Source organism: Pseudonocardia oceanicola (genome assembly GCF_047200735.1).
Taxonomy (GTDB): Bacteria; Actinomycetota; Actinomycetes; order Mycobacteriales; family Pseudonocardiaceae; genus Pseudonocardia.
This window is the reverse complement of sequence record NZ_JBJZON010000015.1, coordinates 61,626-77,645: the sequence shown is the minus strand read 5'-3', so window position 1 is coordinate 77,645 and position 16,020 is coordinate 61,626. Positions and strand designations below refer to the sequence as shown.

Below are 16,020 nucleotides of genomic sequence, written 5' to 3'. Positions count from 1 at the left end.
TCCGGCGGCGGACGAGGCGGACGACGACGTGGGCGCCGGGTCGAGCGCGCGTCGAGGGCGAGGTCGGGAGCGTGGACGAAGGCAGGGTCGAGAGCAGGGTCGGGACCGGGGCCGAGGAGCCGACCACGGAGCGGGCCGGGCTCCCACCGAGGAACGCCGACCCGGTGGACGCCGCGGCGGCGGATCGCGGGCCGGCGGATCCCGGGCCGGAGCGCACCCCTGAGGGCGACGAACCCGAGGCCACCGAGTCGGGGGCGAAGGGGGAGGCCCGGGTGCGGTCGCTCCGGCGGTTCTCCGTCGGGCGCCGCCCCGGGGACGTCGTCCGCGTGGTCGTCGCCGCCGTCGTCGTCACCCTGTGCACGCTGCTGGCCGGCATCCCCGGGGTCAACCCGGTGGAGGCGGCGATCTTCGAGGAGATCGGCGCCCTGCCCGCCGGCTGGGCCCCGGTCGCCGTCGGGCTGCTCTGGGTCGGGACGTGGGCCGGCGTCGCCGGGGCCGCGGGCCTCGCCCTCTATCTCAAGCACATCCGCGCGGCGCTCCAACTCGTCGCCGCCGGGGCGGTCGCGTGGCTGGTGACGGTGGGGATCGACCAGGTCGTCCCCGACCGGCCCGTGCCCCCCGAGCTGGCGGTCGAGACCGGTCTGCGGCTGCCCGGGCCGGAGGGCTTCGGCTTCCCCGCCACGCACACGGCCGTTGCGGCGGCGCTGGTCACCGCCGCGGCCCCCTACCTGCCGCGCAAGGCGGCCTCCGCCGCCTGGCTGGTGACCGTCGCCGTCGCGCTCGCCGAGGTCTACTCGGGCGCGCTGCCCCTCGCGGTGTTCGCGGGCGCGATCGTCGGCTGGGGCGCGGGGTCGGCGTCGCACCTCGTCGGCGGCGCCCCCGGCCGCCGGACCTCGGTCGTGGCCGTGCGGCGGACGTTGGAGGACGCCGGCCTGTGCCCCGACCGGATCGAGGAGGAGCGCGGCCACCTGCTCGCCCCGCACCACTTCACCATCACGACGCGGGACGGCCGGGTGCTGCGGGCACGCACGGTGGCGCGGCTGCACCGCCGGGCGGGTCCCTGGTACCGCCTCCGGCGGCTCCTCGCCACCGTCGAGGTCCAGGACGTGCCCCGGCTGTCGAGCACCCACCACGAGGTCGAGCACGAGGCGTACGTGTCCCGGCTGGCCGAGCGCGCGGGGGCCCGGACCCCGCACGTGGAGCTGGCCTGCATGATCGAGCACGGCTCGCCGCTGCTGGTCCACCAGCAGGTCGAGGGGCGCCGGCTCGCCGAGCTGCGGCCCGGGGAGATCGACGACCGCCTCGTGGACGCCGTGTTCGCGCAGGTCGCGATCCTGGGCCGGGCCCACCTCGCCCACCACGACCTGCAGGCCGAGAACATCCTGGTGGACGCGGACGGGAACCCGTGGCTGCTGAACTTCACCTTCGGCCAGGTCGGGGCCGCGCCGACCCTCCTGGCCCAGGACCTCGCCGACGTGCTCATCACGCTCGTCTCGCTGGTCGGCGTCGACCGGACCGTGGAGGCGGCCCACCGGACCCTGTCCGCGGACCGGCTCGAGGCGGCCCTGGCCTACCTGCAGCCACTCGCCCTGCACCGCGGCGTCCGCGAGCAGATCCTCGACGGCCACTACCTGTTCAGCGAGCTCCGCGAGGCCCTGGCCGACCGGATCGGGCGACCCCTGCCCAGCTATCCCTCGCCGGTGCGCCCGCGCGCCCTCGTCTCGATGCTCTTCCTCGGCGGGGCGATCTACCTCCTGCTGCCCCAGCTCGCCGACATCCCGGAGACGGTCGCGCTGCTCCGGGACGCCAACTGGTGGTGGCTGGGGCTGGCCGTGTTCACCGGCATGGTCGCGATCGCCATGTCGGCCGTGTCGCTCCTGGGGTCCTCCGACACCCACCTCCCCTTCCGGCGCACACTCGAGGTGCAGGTCGCGGCCGCCTTCACCGGCCGCACCACCCCGGGCGGTGTCGGGTTCTTCGCCATCAACATCGCCTTCATGGAGAAGCTCGGGATGCGGCGCTCGCTGGCCGTCGGCGTCACCATGCTGAACCTGGCGGCCACCGGCGCGGTGTCCGCGGTGATCTGTGTCGTCGGCGTGTTCGCGGTGGGCATCACCGGGACGCTCGGCGGGATCCGGATCCCGACGGGCTGGCCGCTGCTGGGTGCCGTGGGCGGGATCCTCGTCCTCGCGGGGCTCGTGCTCGGGTCGCCGATGGGCCGGCGGCGGATCGTGCGCCCCGGCCTGCAGGTCGTCCGCGAGCTCTGGGGCGCGATCCGGCGGCCGCTGCGCGCCGTGCAGCTGTTCGGGGGCGCCACGGCGTACCACGTGGTCTCCGCGCTCGGCCTGGCCACCTGCCTGGCCGCCTTCGACCCGCACTTCCCGTGGCTGGAGGTGCTCGTGGTCTTCGTCGTGGGCCAGACCCTCGGCCATCTCGCCCCGACACCGGGCGGGTTGGGGGCCGTCGAGGCGCTGCTCGTCGCCGGGATGATCGCCGTCGGCGTGGCTCCCGCCCCCGCCGTGGCGGCCACCCTCACCTCGCGGCTGCTGACCTACTGGCTGCCGGTGCTCCCCGGGATCGGGGTGTTCCGCTACCTGCAGCACCGAGGGGTGGTCTGACGGGCCGGCCTAGCCCACCCCCGGCTCGAGGACCAGCAGCGTCTCCCCCGCCGGGCGGAAGCCCGCGCGCCGGTAGAAGGTGGTGCTGCGCGCGGTGGGGGCGAGGATCAGCCGCCGGTACCGCCGCTCGCGGGCGTGGTCCACGACGGCCCGGAGCAGCGCGCGCGGGACTCCGCGGTCGGCGAAGGCCTCGAGCACGAAGGCGTTGCCGACCTGCCCCACCTTCCCCGCACGCGTCCCGGGCCGCGGCATCGGCACGATCTCCACGACGTTGATCGAGCCGATCGGTGTCCAGCCGGCCCGGTCGCTGCCGATCTCGGCCAGCCAGAAGGTCCGCCGAGGCTGCTCGACGCGCGCCCACTGCGCGAACGCCGCCTCGAAGCCCGCGTCGGCGACCGGCCGCCCGGCCCGCTCCTCGGTCCACGCCCGGCGCAGCTTCGCCAGGGCATCGACGTCGCGCTCGTCCGCGACGCGGACCGTGATCTGCCGGGTGCCGGCCGACGCCGGGCCGGCCGGCTGCGGGTCCTCAGCCACCCAGCTCCCGTCCGACGGGGTTCACCACCGTCAGCGGGAGCAGCGCCGTGCCGCTGGGCCCGACCTCGATGTCGGTGCCCGTGGAGGGGCAGACGCCGCAGTCGAAGCACGGCGTCCAGCGGCAGTCGTCCTGCTCCCGCCCGGCCAGGGCGTCCTGCCAGTCCGCCCAGAGCCAGTCCCGCTCCAGGCCGGAGTCGAGGTGGTCCCAGGGCAGGATCTCGCCCTCCTCCCGCTCCCGGGTGGTGAACCACTCCAGCGAGACGCCGAGCGGCTCCAGCTCGGCCTCGGCCGCGGTGACCCAGCGCTCGTAGGAGAAGTGCTCGGACCAGCCGTCGAACCGGCCGCCCTCGCGCCACACCCGCTCGATCACCGCGCCGACCCGCCGGTCGCCCCGGGCGAGCAGGCCCTCGATCAGCGAGGGCTGCCCGTCGTGGTAGCGCATGCCGATGTTGCGGCCGAGCTTCTTGTTGCTGTTCACGGCCTCGCGGAGCTTGCGCAGCCGGGCGTCGACGACCTCCGGGTGCGCCTGCGCCGCCCACTGGAACGGCGTGTGCGGCTTCGGGACGAACCCGCCGATGGAGATCGTGCAGCGCACGTCGTTGCGGCCGGAGGCGGCGCGGCCGGCCTGGATGACCCGGTGCGCCATGCCCGCGATCTCCAGGACGTCCTCGTCCTCCTCGGTGGGCAGCCCGCACATGAAGTAGAGCTTGACCTGGCGCCAGCCCTGCGCGAACGCCTCGGAGACGGTGCGGATGAGGTCCTCCTCCGACACCATCTTGTTGATCACCCGGCGGATCCGCTCGGACCCGCCCTCGGGCGCGAAGGTGAGGCCGGAGCGGCGGCCGTTGCGGCTGATCTCGTTGGCGAGGTCGATGTTGAAGGCGTCGACTCGGGTGCTCGGCAGGCTCAGGGAGGTGTTGGTGCCCTCGTAGCGGTCCGCCAGGCCCTTGGTGATGTCGGCGATCTCGGAGTGATCGGCGCTCGACAGGCTGAGCAGGCCGACCTCGTCGAACCCGGAGGCCCGGACGGCGGCGTCGACCATCTCGCCGATCCCCTGCAGCGACCGCTCCCGCACCGGGCGGGTGATCATGCCCGCCTGGCAGAAGCGGCAGCCGCGGGTGCAGCCACGGAAGATCTCCACGCTCGCCCGCTCGTGCACGGTCTCGGCCAGCGGGACGAGCGGGGCCTTGGGGTGGGGCCACTCGTCGAGGTCCGAGGTCGTGCGCTTCTGGACGGTGGCCGGGGCGCCGCCGGTCGGGGTGACGGCGGTGATCGCGGTGTCGTACTCCACCTCGTAGAACGAGGGGACGTAGCAGCCGTCGGTGGTCGCCAGCCGGCGCAGCAGCTCGCGGCGGCCCCCGGGCCGCCCCTCGGCCTTCCAGTCGCGCACGACGTCCGTGATGTCGCCGACCACCTCCTCGCCGTCCCCCAGCACCGCGACGTCGACGAACTCGGCGATCGGCTCCGGGTTGAAGGCGGCGTGCCCGCCGGCGACGACGACCGGGTGGCTCTCGTCCCGGTCCACCGCGTGCAGCGGGAGGCCGGCGAGGTCGAGCGTGGTCAGCAGGTTGGTGTAGCCCAGCTCGGTGGAGAAGCTCACCCCGAGGAGGTCGAACGCCCCGATGGGACGGTGCGTGTCGACGGTGAACGCGGGGACCCCGTGCTCGCGCATGAGCTTCTCGAGGTCCGGCCAGACGGCGTAGCAGCGTTCGGCGAGGGCGTCGGCGCGCTCGTTGAGGACCTCGTAGAGGATCATGACGCCCTGGTTGGGCAGGCCGACCTCGTACGCGTCCGGGTACAGCAGCGCCCAGCGGACCTCGGCGGACTCCCACTGCTTGGTCTGCGCGTTCAGCTCGCCGCCGACGTACTGCACGGGCTTGGACACCCGCGGCAGCAGCGGTTCGAGGGCAGGGAAGACGGACCCCGACAGCACAACGCTCACGCCGACCCAGGGTAGCCCCGCGGCGATTCCTCCTCCGCACACGGTTGCGCACACGCTCCTCCGCCACGCTCCCCGTGACCGGCACCACCGCGACGGCGACCCACGAGGAGCCAGCATGAGCACCCCGACCACCGACCCGATCCACACCATCGGCCCCAAGCACCGCGCCCTGTGGGCCTCCGGCGACTACGGCACCGTCGCCTCCGACCTGATCCCCGGCCTGGGCGCGATCCTCGTCGAGGCCGTCGGCGTCCGTCCCGGGCAGCGCGTGCTCGACGTCGGTGCGGGCACCGGCAACGCCTCCATCCCGGCCGCCGCGGCCGGCGCCGAGGTCGTCGCCTCCGACCTGACGCCGGAGCTGCTCGACCGGGGCCGCCGCATCGCCCGCTCGCGCGGGCTGGACCTGGAGTGGGTCGAGGCCGACGCCCAGTCGCTGCCCTTCGAGACCGGCGAGTTCGACGCCGTGATCTCCTGTGTGGGCTCGATGTTCGCGCCGTTCCACGAGCGCACCGCAGCCGAGACGCTGCGCGTCTGCCGGTCCGGCGGCACCGTCGGAATGATCAACTGGACGCCCGAGGGCTTCGTCGGGCAGCTCTTCGCCACCATGAAGCCCTTCGCGCCGCCGCCTCCGCCCGGCGCCCGCCCCGCGCCGCTGTGGGGCAGCGAGGAGCACGTCCGCGAGCTGTTCGGCGACGGCGTACGCACCCTCCGCGCCGAGAAGCGCACCTACACCTTCGACGTCACCGACTCCCCGCAGGACTTCCGCGAGTGGTGGAAGCGCACCTACGGCCCGACGATCGCGGTCTACGGATGCGTGGCCGACGACCCCGCGCGCACCGCCGAGCTCGACGCCGCCTTCCTCGACTTCCTCACCCGCACGGAGAAGGGCGGGGTCTGGGAGTCGGAGTACCTGCTCGTGACGGCCGAACGGACCTGACCGGGGACCCACGGGCGGCGGATCCGGCCGAACGGATGACGCCTGACGTATCGGACGATGCCATCCTGACCTCCTTCCCAGCGACGGGAGGGCGCGGATGGGACCGGACGGAAGCGGACGGGGGGATGACGGCGGGGCGGGGCCCGCCGTCGTCGTCCGGCTCCTCGGGCCGCCGCGCGTCGAGACCCGGGGTCCGAGCCCTCCCGTCCCGCGGGGCCGCAAGCCGTGGGCACTGCTCGCCCTGCTGCTGACCACGACCGGCCCGGTGCCCCGCGGGCGCGTCCAGGAGCTGCTGTTCCCCGACGCCGAGGACCCGCAGGCCGCGCTGCGCTGGACGCTGAGCCAGGTGCGCCGCGCCGTGGGGGACGGGGTGCGCGTCGAGGGCGACCCGCTGACCTGCGAGATCGCCGAGGGCGTCCGGGTCGACGTCCTCGACGTGCTGGCCGGGCGCGCGCCCGCCGGCTGGCCGCTCGCCGAGGCCACCCTGCCGCTGCTCGAGTGTGCCGAGCCGGACGTGCCGGGGTTCGCCGCGTGGCTGCACGGCCGCCGGCACGGCCTCGCCCGGGCGGGTGCGCGGCTGCAGCGGCGGCACCGGCCCCGGGGCAGCTCCCCCGCCAGCCGTTCGGCGGTGCGGGAGCTCGTCCGCGTCGGCGAACAGGTGATGGACTCGGGGGCGGCGCGCGACGGCACCGCGATCCTCGCCGGCGCGGTCCGGCGGGCCCGGGAGCTGGGCGACGACGTCGTGCTCGCCGAGGCGTTGGCGCACTACGGGCGCGGGTACGTCCACGCCGTCGCCAGCACCGACCCCGGCGCGGCCGCCGCACTGCGCGAGGCCGACCGGCTCGCGACGCGCGAGGGCCTGGCCGACGTCGCCTCGCTCGCCCGCCGCGAGCTCGGCTTCGTCGCCACCGCCACCGGCGACCCCACCGCCGCGCTGCGGTGGCTCGAGAGCGCCGACGTCGCCGCCGGGGAGCGACCCGAGCAGCGGGCCGGGGTGGCGCACGTGCGCGGGTTCGCGCTCATCGACACCGGGCTCTCCGAGTGGGCGGTGCGCGAGCTCGATGCCGCGGTGGCCCTCGCGGGGACCGCGGACCGGCCGCGCGCCTTCACCGCCGCGGTCGCGATGCGGGCCCGGGCCCGACTGCAGCGCGGCGAGGACGAGGCGGCCGCCGCCGACGTGGGCGAGGCCCGCCGGATGGCGTCGGAGCTGGGGTGGACGTCGATGCGGCCGTGGATCGACGTGCTGCACGGCGAGGTCATGCTCCGGGAGGGCCGGGTGGCCGAGGCCGAGGCCGTGCTGGCCGACGCCCACACCCTCGCCGAGGTCCTCGACGACGCCTGCTGGATCGCGCTGACCAGCCGCGGCCTCGCCGTCGCCCGGGCCCGGCTCGGGAACCCGGCCGCGGCCGCGACGGCGCTCGACGGCGCCTGCGCCACCCTCGTCGCCGACGCCGACGTGTGCTGCTGGATCGAGCTGCACATGCGGGACACCCTCTGCGGGATCACCGCCGACCTCGACCGGGACACGGCGCTCCGCGAGGCCGCCCTCCTCGCCCGGCGCGCCGAGCACACCGGGCTGGCGGAGTACGCGGTCCGCGCCGCCCGCCACCGCGCCCGCCTCGGCGACCCCGACGCCGCCGCCGAAGCGCGGGCCCGCGCCGTGCCGCACGACAACCCCGCCCTCCTCCGTTGACCGCACCCGACGGCCCGCTCGCCAGGTGGCACACCGGCCCGGGCACGGCGCCGTCCCGGCGCAGCCTCACACCCGGCGGATGGGCAACGGCTGAACGGGAGTCGGCCGGCTACGCCATCCCCGCAGTCAGTCCAGGAGGCCTGCGGCGCGCAGGGCGGCGCGGACGTCCTCGTGGTGCCACTCGTCGAGCGGGACCAGCGGCAGCCGGATGCCGCCCGGCATCAGGCCCATCTCGGCCAGCGCCCACTTCACCGGGATCGGGTTGGGCTCGGCGAACAGGGCGCGGTGCAGGCCGGCGAGGTCGGCGTCGATCGTCGCCGCCTCCTCGTCGTCGCCGGCGATGGCGGCCTTGCACATCCGCGCCATCTGCTCGGGCGCGACGTTCGCGGTCACCGAGATGTCGCCGTGGAACCCGGCGAGCATGCTCGCGCGGGCCGTCGCGTCGTCGCCGGAGTAGAGCGCGAAGTCGCCCAGCCCGAGCGCGACCAGGTCCCGGACGCGGTCCAGGTCGCCCTTGGCCTCCTTGAGACCCACGATGTTCGGCACCTCGGCCAACCGCTCGACGGTCGAGGGCAGCATGTCGCAGGCGGTGCGGCCCGGCACGTTGTACAGGTACTGCGGGATGTCGACGGCCCCGGCGACCTTCTTGAAGTGCCGGTACAGGCCCTCCTGCGGAGGCTTGTTGTAGTACGGCGTGACGAGCAGGGCCCCGTCGGCGCCCGCGGCCGCGGCGGCCTTCGTGAGGTGGATGGCCTCGTCGGTGTTGTTCGCGCCGGTGCCTGCGATGACCGGGACCCGCCCGCCGACGACGTCGATCGTGCGGCGGATGACGTCCGTGTGCTCCTCCACGGAGAGCGTGGAGGACTCGCCGGTCGTGCCCACGGACACGATCGCCGCGGTCCCGGCCAGCACCTGCCGCTCCACCAGCCGCTCCAGCGCCTCGTGGTCGATCGAGCCGTCCTCCCGCATGGGGGTGACCAGCGCGACGAGACTTCCGGTGATCATGATCTTGCCCTTCGTGACGCGGACGCGACGGCGACGGTAGCAAGCCCGCAGGGCCGGGGCCCAGGGCGTTCCGGCCCGGACGAGCAGGGCCCGGCGTCACCCGGCCGGTGCCCGCGCGCGATCGCGGAGGGGTCCGGCCGGAGACGCCCGGGGGCGCTCCCGGAGACGGCCCGGGGTTCTCGGGGGGTGCTTGGGGGGCTCTCCCCCGGCCGGCGCGGGGGTGGGTGCCCTGCGGTCCGGGGGTGCACCCGGGTGACCCGGCCATCGCGACTGCCTAGCGTTCCCGGACAACGCTCCGGACCACCGACCGATCCCGTCGGCGGGATCGGGGTGACGAAGGAGCAGCGATGTACCCGGTGTCCTCCCCGGGTCCACCGGTCCGCCGGCGGCCCCGGCCCACCCCCGTGGAGCTGCCGCGGCTGCGCGAGGCCGGGACGGCCGCCGCGCTGCTCGCGGTCGCCGCGCTCGGGCTGCGCTGGTGGGGCTCCCCGTGGCACCAGGTCCCGGTCACCCGCGTGGCGGAGTGGCGCGTGCACACGCTGCTGGGACTCGGGCAGGCGGGCCGCGTCCCGGTCCTGCTGCTGCTCGGCCTGGCCGTGCTCGCCCCGGTGACGGCCGGCCTGGCCCGCTCCGGGCGGCTGCCCTGCTGGCCGCATCGGGTGGCGCTGGCGGCCGCCGGCACCGCCTCGCTGGTCGCCGCGGTGCAGGCGCTCCTGCACTGCCTCGTCGCCCCGGGCGCGTGGCTGACCGGGATGCTGGGCCTGGTGACGCTGGCCGGCTCCGCCGCACGACCGGTGCGCCGGCCGGACCGGGGTTCACCGCAGCAGCAGCGCCTCCAGCCTGCGGGCGGCCACCACGACCCCCACCACGGCCATGACCAGGAAGTAGGCCAGGTGGCCGAGCATGCCGAGATGGACGGCACCGGTGGTCAGCCCGCGCATCAACTCGACCGCGTGGAACAGCGGCAGGCACTCGACCACGATCTGCAGCGGCCGCGGGTAGACCCCGAGCGGATAGAAGGTCGTGGCGAACAGGAACATCGGCAGCACGGCCAGCGTGACCAGGTCGAAGTCCTGCCAGGACCGCATGAACGAGGTGGCCGCCATGCCCACCGCGGCGAAGGCGAAGGCGACCAGCAGCGCGGCGGGCAGCGCCAGCAGCGCCCACGGCGAGGTGATCAGGCCGGCGACGGCCATGACCGAGAGGAAGCCGGTGGCGTAGAGCCCGCCGCGGAGCAGCGCCCACCCGATCTCGCCGAGGGCGATGTCGACCGGCCCGAGCGGGGTGGCCAGCATCGCGTCGTAGAGCCGGTTGTACTTCAGCTTGAAGAAGACGTTGAAGGTCGCGTCGAACACCGCGCCGTTCATGGCGGACGCGGCCAGGAGCCCGGGAGCGATGAAGGCGGCGTAGGAGATCGGCCGCCCGTCCGGGCCCGGCAGCTCGCCGATCAGCGAACCCAGCCCCGACCCCATCGCCAGCAGGTAGAACACCGGCTCGGCGAAGCCGGACAGGATCGCCGGCCAGGTGCGGCGCGCGGCGGTGGCGGAGCGCAGGAGCATCATGCGGGAGCGGCCTGCGTAGCTCCCGGCGGGCAGCAGTCGGGCCCACCCCGGAGCGGTGCGCGCAGCGGTGTCGAGCGCGGTCACGGCGCGAGCCGCCGGGTGAACAGCCTGACCGACAGCGCCGCCCCGACGGCCAGGAGCGCCGACAGGTAGACGAGGTGCCCGAGGACCGCCGCGACCGTACCCGTGCCCAGCGCCGCGGCGCGGGCAAGCTCGGTGCCGTGCCACAGCGGTGAGACCCAGGCCAGCGGTTGCACCCACGCGGGTAGCGCCGCGACGGGGAAGAAGGTGCCGGAGAACAGGGTCATCGGCAGCACGACGAACCGGAACAGCGCGTTGAACGCCATGCCCTCGTCCTCCCGGCTGGCCGAGAACGCCATCACCGGCGCCGCCACCGCCGCCCCGGTCAGCACCGCGGCGGGGAGCGAGCCCAGCACCCCGATCGACGCGGCCCCGCCGAACAGCACGATCAGCACGAGGTAGACCGCGCCGGTGAGCACCATCTTGGCGGCCACCCAGCAGAGATGGCCGAGGGCGATCTGGGCGCCGGTCAGCGGCGTGGCGGCCATGCCGAGGTAGACGCGCTGCCACTTGAAGCCGGACAGGACCGGGTAGGTCATCTCGAACGCGGCGCTCTGCACCGTCGACATCGCCAGCAGGGCCGGGGCCAGCCACACCAGGTACGGCACCCCGCCCGTGGCCGCCTCCGCCCCGGGACGCGCGCCGATCAGGCTGCCGAACCCCAGCCCGAACGCGAGCAGGAACAGCAGCGGCTGCAGCACGGACGACACCGCGGTCGCCCGCCAGTTGCGCCGGTACCAGCGCCAGAACGACTCGACGACCAGCAGCACCCCGTGCACCCACCCCGGCGCCGCCTGCGGGGTCGCCCGGATCCCCGGCGCACGCTCGTCGATCGCGCGTTCCTCGATCGCCATCAGTCCACCAGTGTCCGACCGGTGAGCCGGAGGAACACGTCCTCCAGCGTGGAGCGCCGCACGAGCGCCGACAGCGGCCGCAGCCCGGTGGCGTGCAGCGCGATCTGGGACCGCTCCCCGTCCGCGGTGTAGAGGAGCACACGGTCCGGCAACAGCTCGACCCGCTCGGCGTACCGCTCCAGGTCCGCGCCCGCGGGCCGCTGCTCCGGCGCGAACCGCAGCTCCAGCACCTCCCGCGTGGACCACCGCTCGATCAGCTCGGCGGGCGAGCCCTCGGCCACGATCACCCCGCCGTCCATCACGACGAGCCGGTCGCACAGCTGCTCGGCCTCGTCCATGTAGTGCGTGGTGATGATCTGGGTGACGCCCTCGCGCTTGAGCTGGTACAGCCGCTCCCACAGCAGGTGCCGGGCCTGCGGGTCCAGGCCCGTGGTCGGCTCGTCGAGCAGGAGCAGCTCGGGGTCGTTGACCAGCGAGCGGGCGATGGTGAGCCGGCGCTTCATGCCGCCGGACAGCGGCTCCACCCGGTCCTCGGCGCGCTCGGAGAGCCGGGCGAACTCCAGCAACTCGACCGCCTTGGCCCGCACGTGCCGGCGGGGCAGCCCGAAGTACCGACCGTAGATCTCGAGGTTCTCCCGGACCGACAACTCGGTGTCGAGATTGTCCAGCTGCGGGACGACGCCGAGCCGGGCCCGGATCCGCGGCCCGTCCCGGTCCGGGTCCGAACCGAGGACCTGCAGCGATCCGGAGGTACGCGGCGAGACGCACGCGATCATCCGCATGGTCGACGACTTGCCCGCCCCGTTGGGCCCGAGGAAGCCGAAGACCTCGCCCTGCGCCACGTCCAGGTCGATGCCGCGCACGGCCTCGAACCCCCCGAAGCGCTTGCGCAGGTCCCGCGCCTGGACCAGTCCGTCCCCCACGACCGGAACGCTAACCGGCGGGACCGACACTTTCCTGTCGATATCGGATCCCGCCCTTCCCGCCCCGCCCGCACCGACCCCGGGCGCCTCGGTCCCGTCCGCACCGACCCCGCCCGCACCGCTCTCGCCCGGGCCGACCTCGCCCCGGCCGACCTCGTGCTGGAACCAGTGCTCGTCGCGGAAGTCGTCCGGCCCGAGCCGCAACGCCCCGGGGAACCGGCCGACCTCGGTCCAACCCTGCGCGGTGTACCAGGCCGGGAGCCCGGTGCCGCCGCGTGCCGAGAGGATCAGCTGCGTCAGGCCGAGGTCGGCCGCGCGGTCGACGGCCGCCGCGAGCAGCCGCGCGCCGAGACCGTGGCCCTACAGGTCCGGCCGGACCATCAGCCGCAGGACAATGGCCCGGTGCGCCACCACGGGGCCGCGGCCGGGCTGCAGGAACACGGTGCCGACGAGCTCCCCTCCCCCGATGCCGACCGGGTGCCGTGCCGAGCCGGGCGGGGCCGAGCCGGGCGGGGCCGACGGGTGCGGAGCCGAGCCCGGCGGGGTCGGGAGGTGCAGGACGAGCATGTCGAGGGTGCCGGCCCGGACCTCGGCCGCGGTCGCCTCGGCGAGGTCCCTGATGTCGGCCTCCGGCGCCGCGGGCGGGAAGCCGACCGCCCCGCCCGCACGGGTCACGGCCGTCCAGAGCGTGCCGAGCGCCCTCGCGTCCGGATCGGCGAGCGGAGCCGGACCGACGAGGGCGCCGCGAGCCGGGCCGCTCAGAGGTTCGGGAACCAGAGCTTGATCTCGCGCGCCGCGGACTCCGGCGAGTCCGAGCCGTGCACCAGGTTCGACTGGGTCTCCAGACCGAAGTCGCCGCGGATGCTGCCCGGAGCGGCCTTCTCCACCGGGTCGGTGCCGCCCGCGATCTGTCGCCACGCCGCGATCGCACGCGGGCCCTCGGCCACCCCGGCGAGCACCGGGCCGGAGGTGATGAACTCGAGGAGCGACTCGAAGAAGGGCTTGCCGTCGTGCTCCGCGTAGTGCTGGCTCGCCAGCTCGCGGTCGACGGTGCGCAGCTCGAGCGCCACCAGCCTGAGGCCCTTGCGCTCGATGCGCGCCAGGCACTCGCCGATCAGGTTCCGGGCGACGCCGTCGGGCTTCACGAGGACCAGAGTGCGTTCAGTCACGCGACGGAGCGTAGCGACGCGCTCCGTGGGTTCGTCAGAGGGCCGTCAAGGGCCGCTCAGGCCGCGAGCGTGGCCGCCCCGAACGACACGGAGAACCGCTCGCACCAGATGCTCACGCTCGTCAGGCCGGCCAGGTCGGCCCCGGCGGGGACGGGGTAGTTGGCGCTGCCGAGATTGCCCTTCAACGGGCCGAGGTCGAGGTACCGGCCGTCGTCGAACACGTGCCAGCCCTCCCGTCCGGGCAGCACCGGCGCGTCGGTCAGCCACACCCGCAGCCGTGGCCCGTTGCTCGTGACGAGGTCCTCCAGGCGCAGCACCCGGGACCCGTCGGGCAACGCGAGATGCTGCGCCTCCCCGGTGGTCGCGTGCTCGTGGGCGACGAGAGCACCGGACCCCAGCACGATCGGACCCGCCACCGATCCCGCTGCGCCGTCCCCGGCCGGTGCCGCGGCCGCCGCCGGAGCAGGCTCCGCCACCGACTCGTCGACGACGAGCTTCCACGGCTCGAACCACGCCAGCCCGGCCGCGACGACCAGGGTCAGGACGACGACGGCGGGGACGACGACGGACCGGCGTCGCCACCGTCCGCGCACTCCCGGTTGTCCGGCCACGTGCGCAGGATGCCCGGGCGAAGGGGCCGAGGCCAGGGCCGAAGGCCCACCGCTACTGCTGCTGTGACGGCAGCTCGCCGCGCGCCATCCGCCGGGCGACGTCCCGGCGCATCCACAGCAGCGTGCCCCACACCAGGGCGAAGATCAGCCCCATGGCCAGCAGGGACACGTGGAAGATCCCGGTCACCAGCAGGCCCGCCTGCAGGGCCAGCGCGAACCCCAGCCCCCACGATCGCCGCTGCAGGCCCGACGCCACGATCATCAGCACCCCGAGCGCCGCGACCACGCCCATCGCGACGGGGTTCAGCGTGCCCTCGGTGAACTTGGCGACGACGAGCAGCCCCAGCAGCACCACGATCGCCTCGAGCACCAGCAGGCCCGCACAGACGCCGCGAAAGCCCTTCATGGGGTCCGTGGCGGGGGGGCGCACCGGTTCCGCGCTCACGCCGACGCTCCGCTCATGGTCGCCGCGCTCACGCCGGCGCTCCGCTCATGGTCGCCGCGCTCACGCCGGCGCTCCGCTCATGGTCGCCGCGCTCACGCCGGCGCTCCGCTCATGGTCGCCGCGCTCACGCCGGCTCCTTCCCGAAGATCGACCGGGCCTCGCCCGCCGTCACCACCGAGCCGGTGACGATCACGCCGACGCCCGAGTCCCCGGCCTCCTCGGCCAGCTCCACGCCCTGGTCGATCGCCGCCGCCAGCTGCGGCTCGACGCTCACCCGCTCCCGCCCGAACACCTCGACGGCCAGCGCCGCCAGCTCGTCCGGGTCCATCGCCCGCGGCGAGGAGTTCATGGTCACCACGACCTCGTGCACCGCGGGCTCGAGCGCCTCCAGCAGGCCCTTCGCGTCCTTGTCCCGCATCACGCCGAGCACCGCGACCAGCCGCGTGAACCGGAACTCGGACATCAGCGCGGCGGCCAGGGCGCGGGCGCCGTGCGGGTTGTGCGCCGCGTCGACCAGTACCGTCGGTCGGCCCGGCCCGCCCTGCATCGGCTCCAGCCGCCCGGGCGAGAGCACCGCCGCGAAGGCCGCCCGCACCGCGTCGGGGTCCAGCGGCTGCTGCGGGCCGGCCCCGACCAGGGCCTCCGCCGCCGCCAGCGCGATCGCGGCGTTCGACGCCTGGTGCTCGCCGTGCAGCGGCAGGAAGATCTCGTCGTAGCGTCCGGACAGGCCCTGCAACTCCAGCCGCTGCCCACCCACGGCCAACTCGCGCTCGCGCACACCGAACTCGGCGCCCTCCCGCGCCACCTGGGCGTCGACCTCGGCGCAGCGCTCGACGAGGACCTCGGCCACCGCCTTGTCCTGCGCGGCGAGCACCGCGACCGAACCCGGCTTGATGATCCCGGCCTTCTCCCGCGCGATGCCGAGGAGGTCGGTGCCGAGGTACTCGGCGTGGTCCAGCCCGACCGGGGTGATCACCGAGACCCGGGCGTCGACGACGTTGGTGGCGTCCCACCGCCCCCCCAGCCCGACCTCGACGATCCCCGCCTCGACCGGCGCGTCGGCGAACGCCGAGTACGCCATCGCCGTGAGCACCTCGAACTTGCTCAGCCTGATCTCGTTCTTCGCGTCGAGCAGGTCCACGAACGGCTCGACGTCCCGGTAGGCCCGCACGTACCGCTCCGGCGAGATCGGCTGGTTGTCGAGGTTGATCCGCTCGGTCGCCCGCTGCAGGTGCGGGCTGGTGTACCGGCCCGTGCGCAGCCCGATCTCGCTGAGCAGCGCGTCGACCATGCGCGCCGTGGAGGTCTTGCCGTTCGTCCCGGTGAGGTGCACGACCGGGTAGCCGGTCTGCGGCTCGCCGAGCACCTCGACGAGCGCCCGGATCCGGTCCAGCGACGGCTCCATGACCGTCTCCGGCCACCGCCGGTCCAGCTCGGCCTCGACCGCGAGGAACTCGGCGTACCCCGCGACCGTCGACTGCGCGGGAACCACGTCGGGCGTGTCCGACCCCCGGATCTGGTCCAGGACGTGCGAGATCACCGCGTCCTGGGCCCGCTCCTCCGGAGCGGGGACCTCGCCGGTGCCTTCGGGGCCCTCGGGGGGTTCCGGATCCGTCACCGCTCCTCCGTGCCGCTCGCGCGCCCCG

The 16,020-nt window shown here is 74.9% G+C and carries 14 protein-coding genes; 3 read left to right on the top strand and 11 right to left on the bottom strand.

The features are described from left to right. The first annotated feature begins 71 nt into the window (after positions 1 to 71). Positions 72 to 2,618 (top strand): lysylphosphatidylglycerol synthase domain-containing protein, encoded by a 2,547-nt coding sequence (locus ACL02T_RS20855; protein WP_412832403.1) that lies wholly within the window; start codon positions 72 to 74, stop codon positions 2,616 to 2,618. 9 nt (positions 2,619 to 2,627) lie between these two features. Here ACL02T_RS20855 and ACL02T_RS20850 read toward each other — a convergent pair whose 3' ends face one another. Next, entirely contained in the window at positions 2,628 to 3,152 is a 525-nt protein-coding gene (locus ACL02T_RS20850) for a GNAT family N-acetyltransferase (protein ID WP_412832402.1), read from the bottom strand. Further along, positions 3,145 to 5,085 carry a TIGR03960 family B12-binding radical SAM protein gene (locus ACL02T_RS20845; RefSeq protein WP_412832501.1) on the bottom strand — a complete coding sequence of 647 codons (1,941 nt, stop codon included), beginning with the start codon at positions 5,083 to 5,085 and terminating at the stop codon, positions 3,145 to 3,147. The genes ACL02T_RS20850 and ACL02T_RS20845 overlap by 8 nt, the downstream gene beginning before the upstream one ends. 124 nt (positions 5,086 to 5,209) lie before the next feature. On the opposite strand from ACL02T_RS20845, the gene ACL02T_RS20840 reads away from it, so the two are divergent. Then, on the top strand, positions 5,210 to 6,031 hold the full coding sequence (locus ACL02T_RS20840; RefSeq protein ID WP_412832401.1) for a class I SAM-dependent methyltransferase: 822 nt from the start codon (positions 5,210 to 5,212) through the stop codon (positions 6,029 to 6,031). A gap of 97 nt (positions 6,032 to 6,128) precedes the next feature. After that, on the top strand, positions 6,129 to 7,724 hold the full coding sequence (locus tag ACL02T_RS20835) for a hypothetical protein (protein WP_412832400.1): 1,596 nt from the start codon (positions 6,129 to 6,131) through the stop codon (positions 7,722 to 7,724). Between the two features lie 126 nt (positions 7,725 to 7,850). Here the strand turns inward: ACL02T_RS20835 and dapA are convergent, their stop codons facing one another. The 9 genes from dapA to folC all read right to left on the bottom strand — a co-directional run bounded on the left by dapA (position 7,851) and on the right by folC (position 15,992). Continuing rightward, entirely contained in the window at positions 7,851 to 8,729 is an 879-nt protein-coding gene (gene dapA, locus ACL02T_RS20830) for a 4-hydroxy-tetrahydrodipicolinate synthase (protein ID WP_412832399.1), read from the bottom strand. An 815-nt stretch (positions 8,730 to 9,544) separates the two neighbouring features. After that, the gene (locus tag ACL02T_RS20825; RefSeq protein WP_412832398.1) at positions 9,545 to 10,375 is read right to left on the bottom strand and encodes an ABC transporter permease; all 831 of its coding nucleotides are present in this window, start codon (positions 10,373 to 10,375) and stop codon (positions 9,545 to 9,547) included. Then, entirely contained in the window at positions 10,372 to 11,226 is an 855-nt protein-coding gene (locus ACL02T_RS20820; protein WP_412832397.1) for an ABC transporter permease, read from the bottom strand. The genes ACL02T_RS20825 and ACL02T_RS20820 overlap by 4 nt, the downstream gene beginning before the upstream one ends. Then, a complete protein-coding gene (locus tag ACL02T_RS20815) occupies positions 11,226 to 12,149 on the bottom strand; it encodes an ABC transporter ATP-binding protein (RefSeq protein ID WP_412832396.1) in 924 nt (307 codons plus the stop codon). Before ACL02T_RS20815 ends, ACL02T_RS20820 begins: the two co-directional genes overlap by 1 nt. 360 nt (positions 12,150 to 12,509) lie before the next feature. Continuing rightward, complete coding sequence (locus ACL02T_RS20810; protein ID WP_412832395.1) at positions 12,510 to 12,824, bottom strand: hypothetical protein; 315 nt, start codon at positions 12,822 to 12,824, stop codon at positions 12,510 to 12,512. Between the two features lie 83 nt (positions 12,825 to 12,907). Further along, positions 12,908 to 13,318: a nucleoside-diphosphate kinase gene (gene ndk / locus ACL02T_RS20805; RefSeq protein ID WP_412832394.1), complete on the bottom strand. Its 411-nt coding sequence runs from the start codon at positions 13,316 to 13,318 to the stop codon at positions 12,908 to 12,910. A 56-nt stretch (positions 13,319 to 13,374) separates the two neighbouring features. Continuing rightward, a complete protein-coding gene (locus ACL02T_RS20800) occupies positions 13,375 to 13,929 on the bottom strand; it encodes a DM13 domain-containing protein (protein WP_412832393.1) in 555 nt (184 codons plus the stop codon). Between the two features lie 52 nt (positions 13,930 to 13,981). Further along, positions 13,982 to 14,374 (bottom strand): DUF4233 domain-containing protein, encoded by a 393-nt coding sequence (locus ACL02T_RS20795; protein ID WP_412832392.1) that lies wholly within the window; start codon positions 14,372 to 14,374, stop codon positions 13,982 to 13,984. Between the two features lie 124 nt (positions 14,375 to 14,498). Then, entirely contained in the window at positions 14,499 to 15,992 is a 1,494-nt protein-coding gene (folC, locus tag ACL02T_RS20790) for a bifunctional tetrahydrofolate synthase/dihydrofolate synthase (protein ID WP_412832391.1), read from the bottom strand. Positions 15,993 to 16,020: the final 28 nt, after the last annotated feature.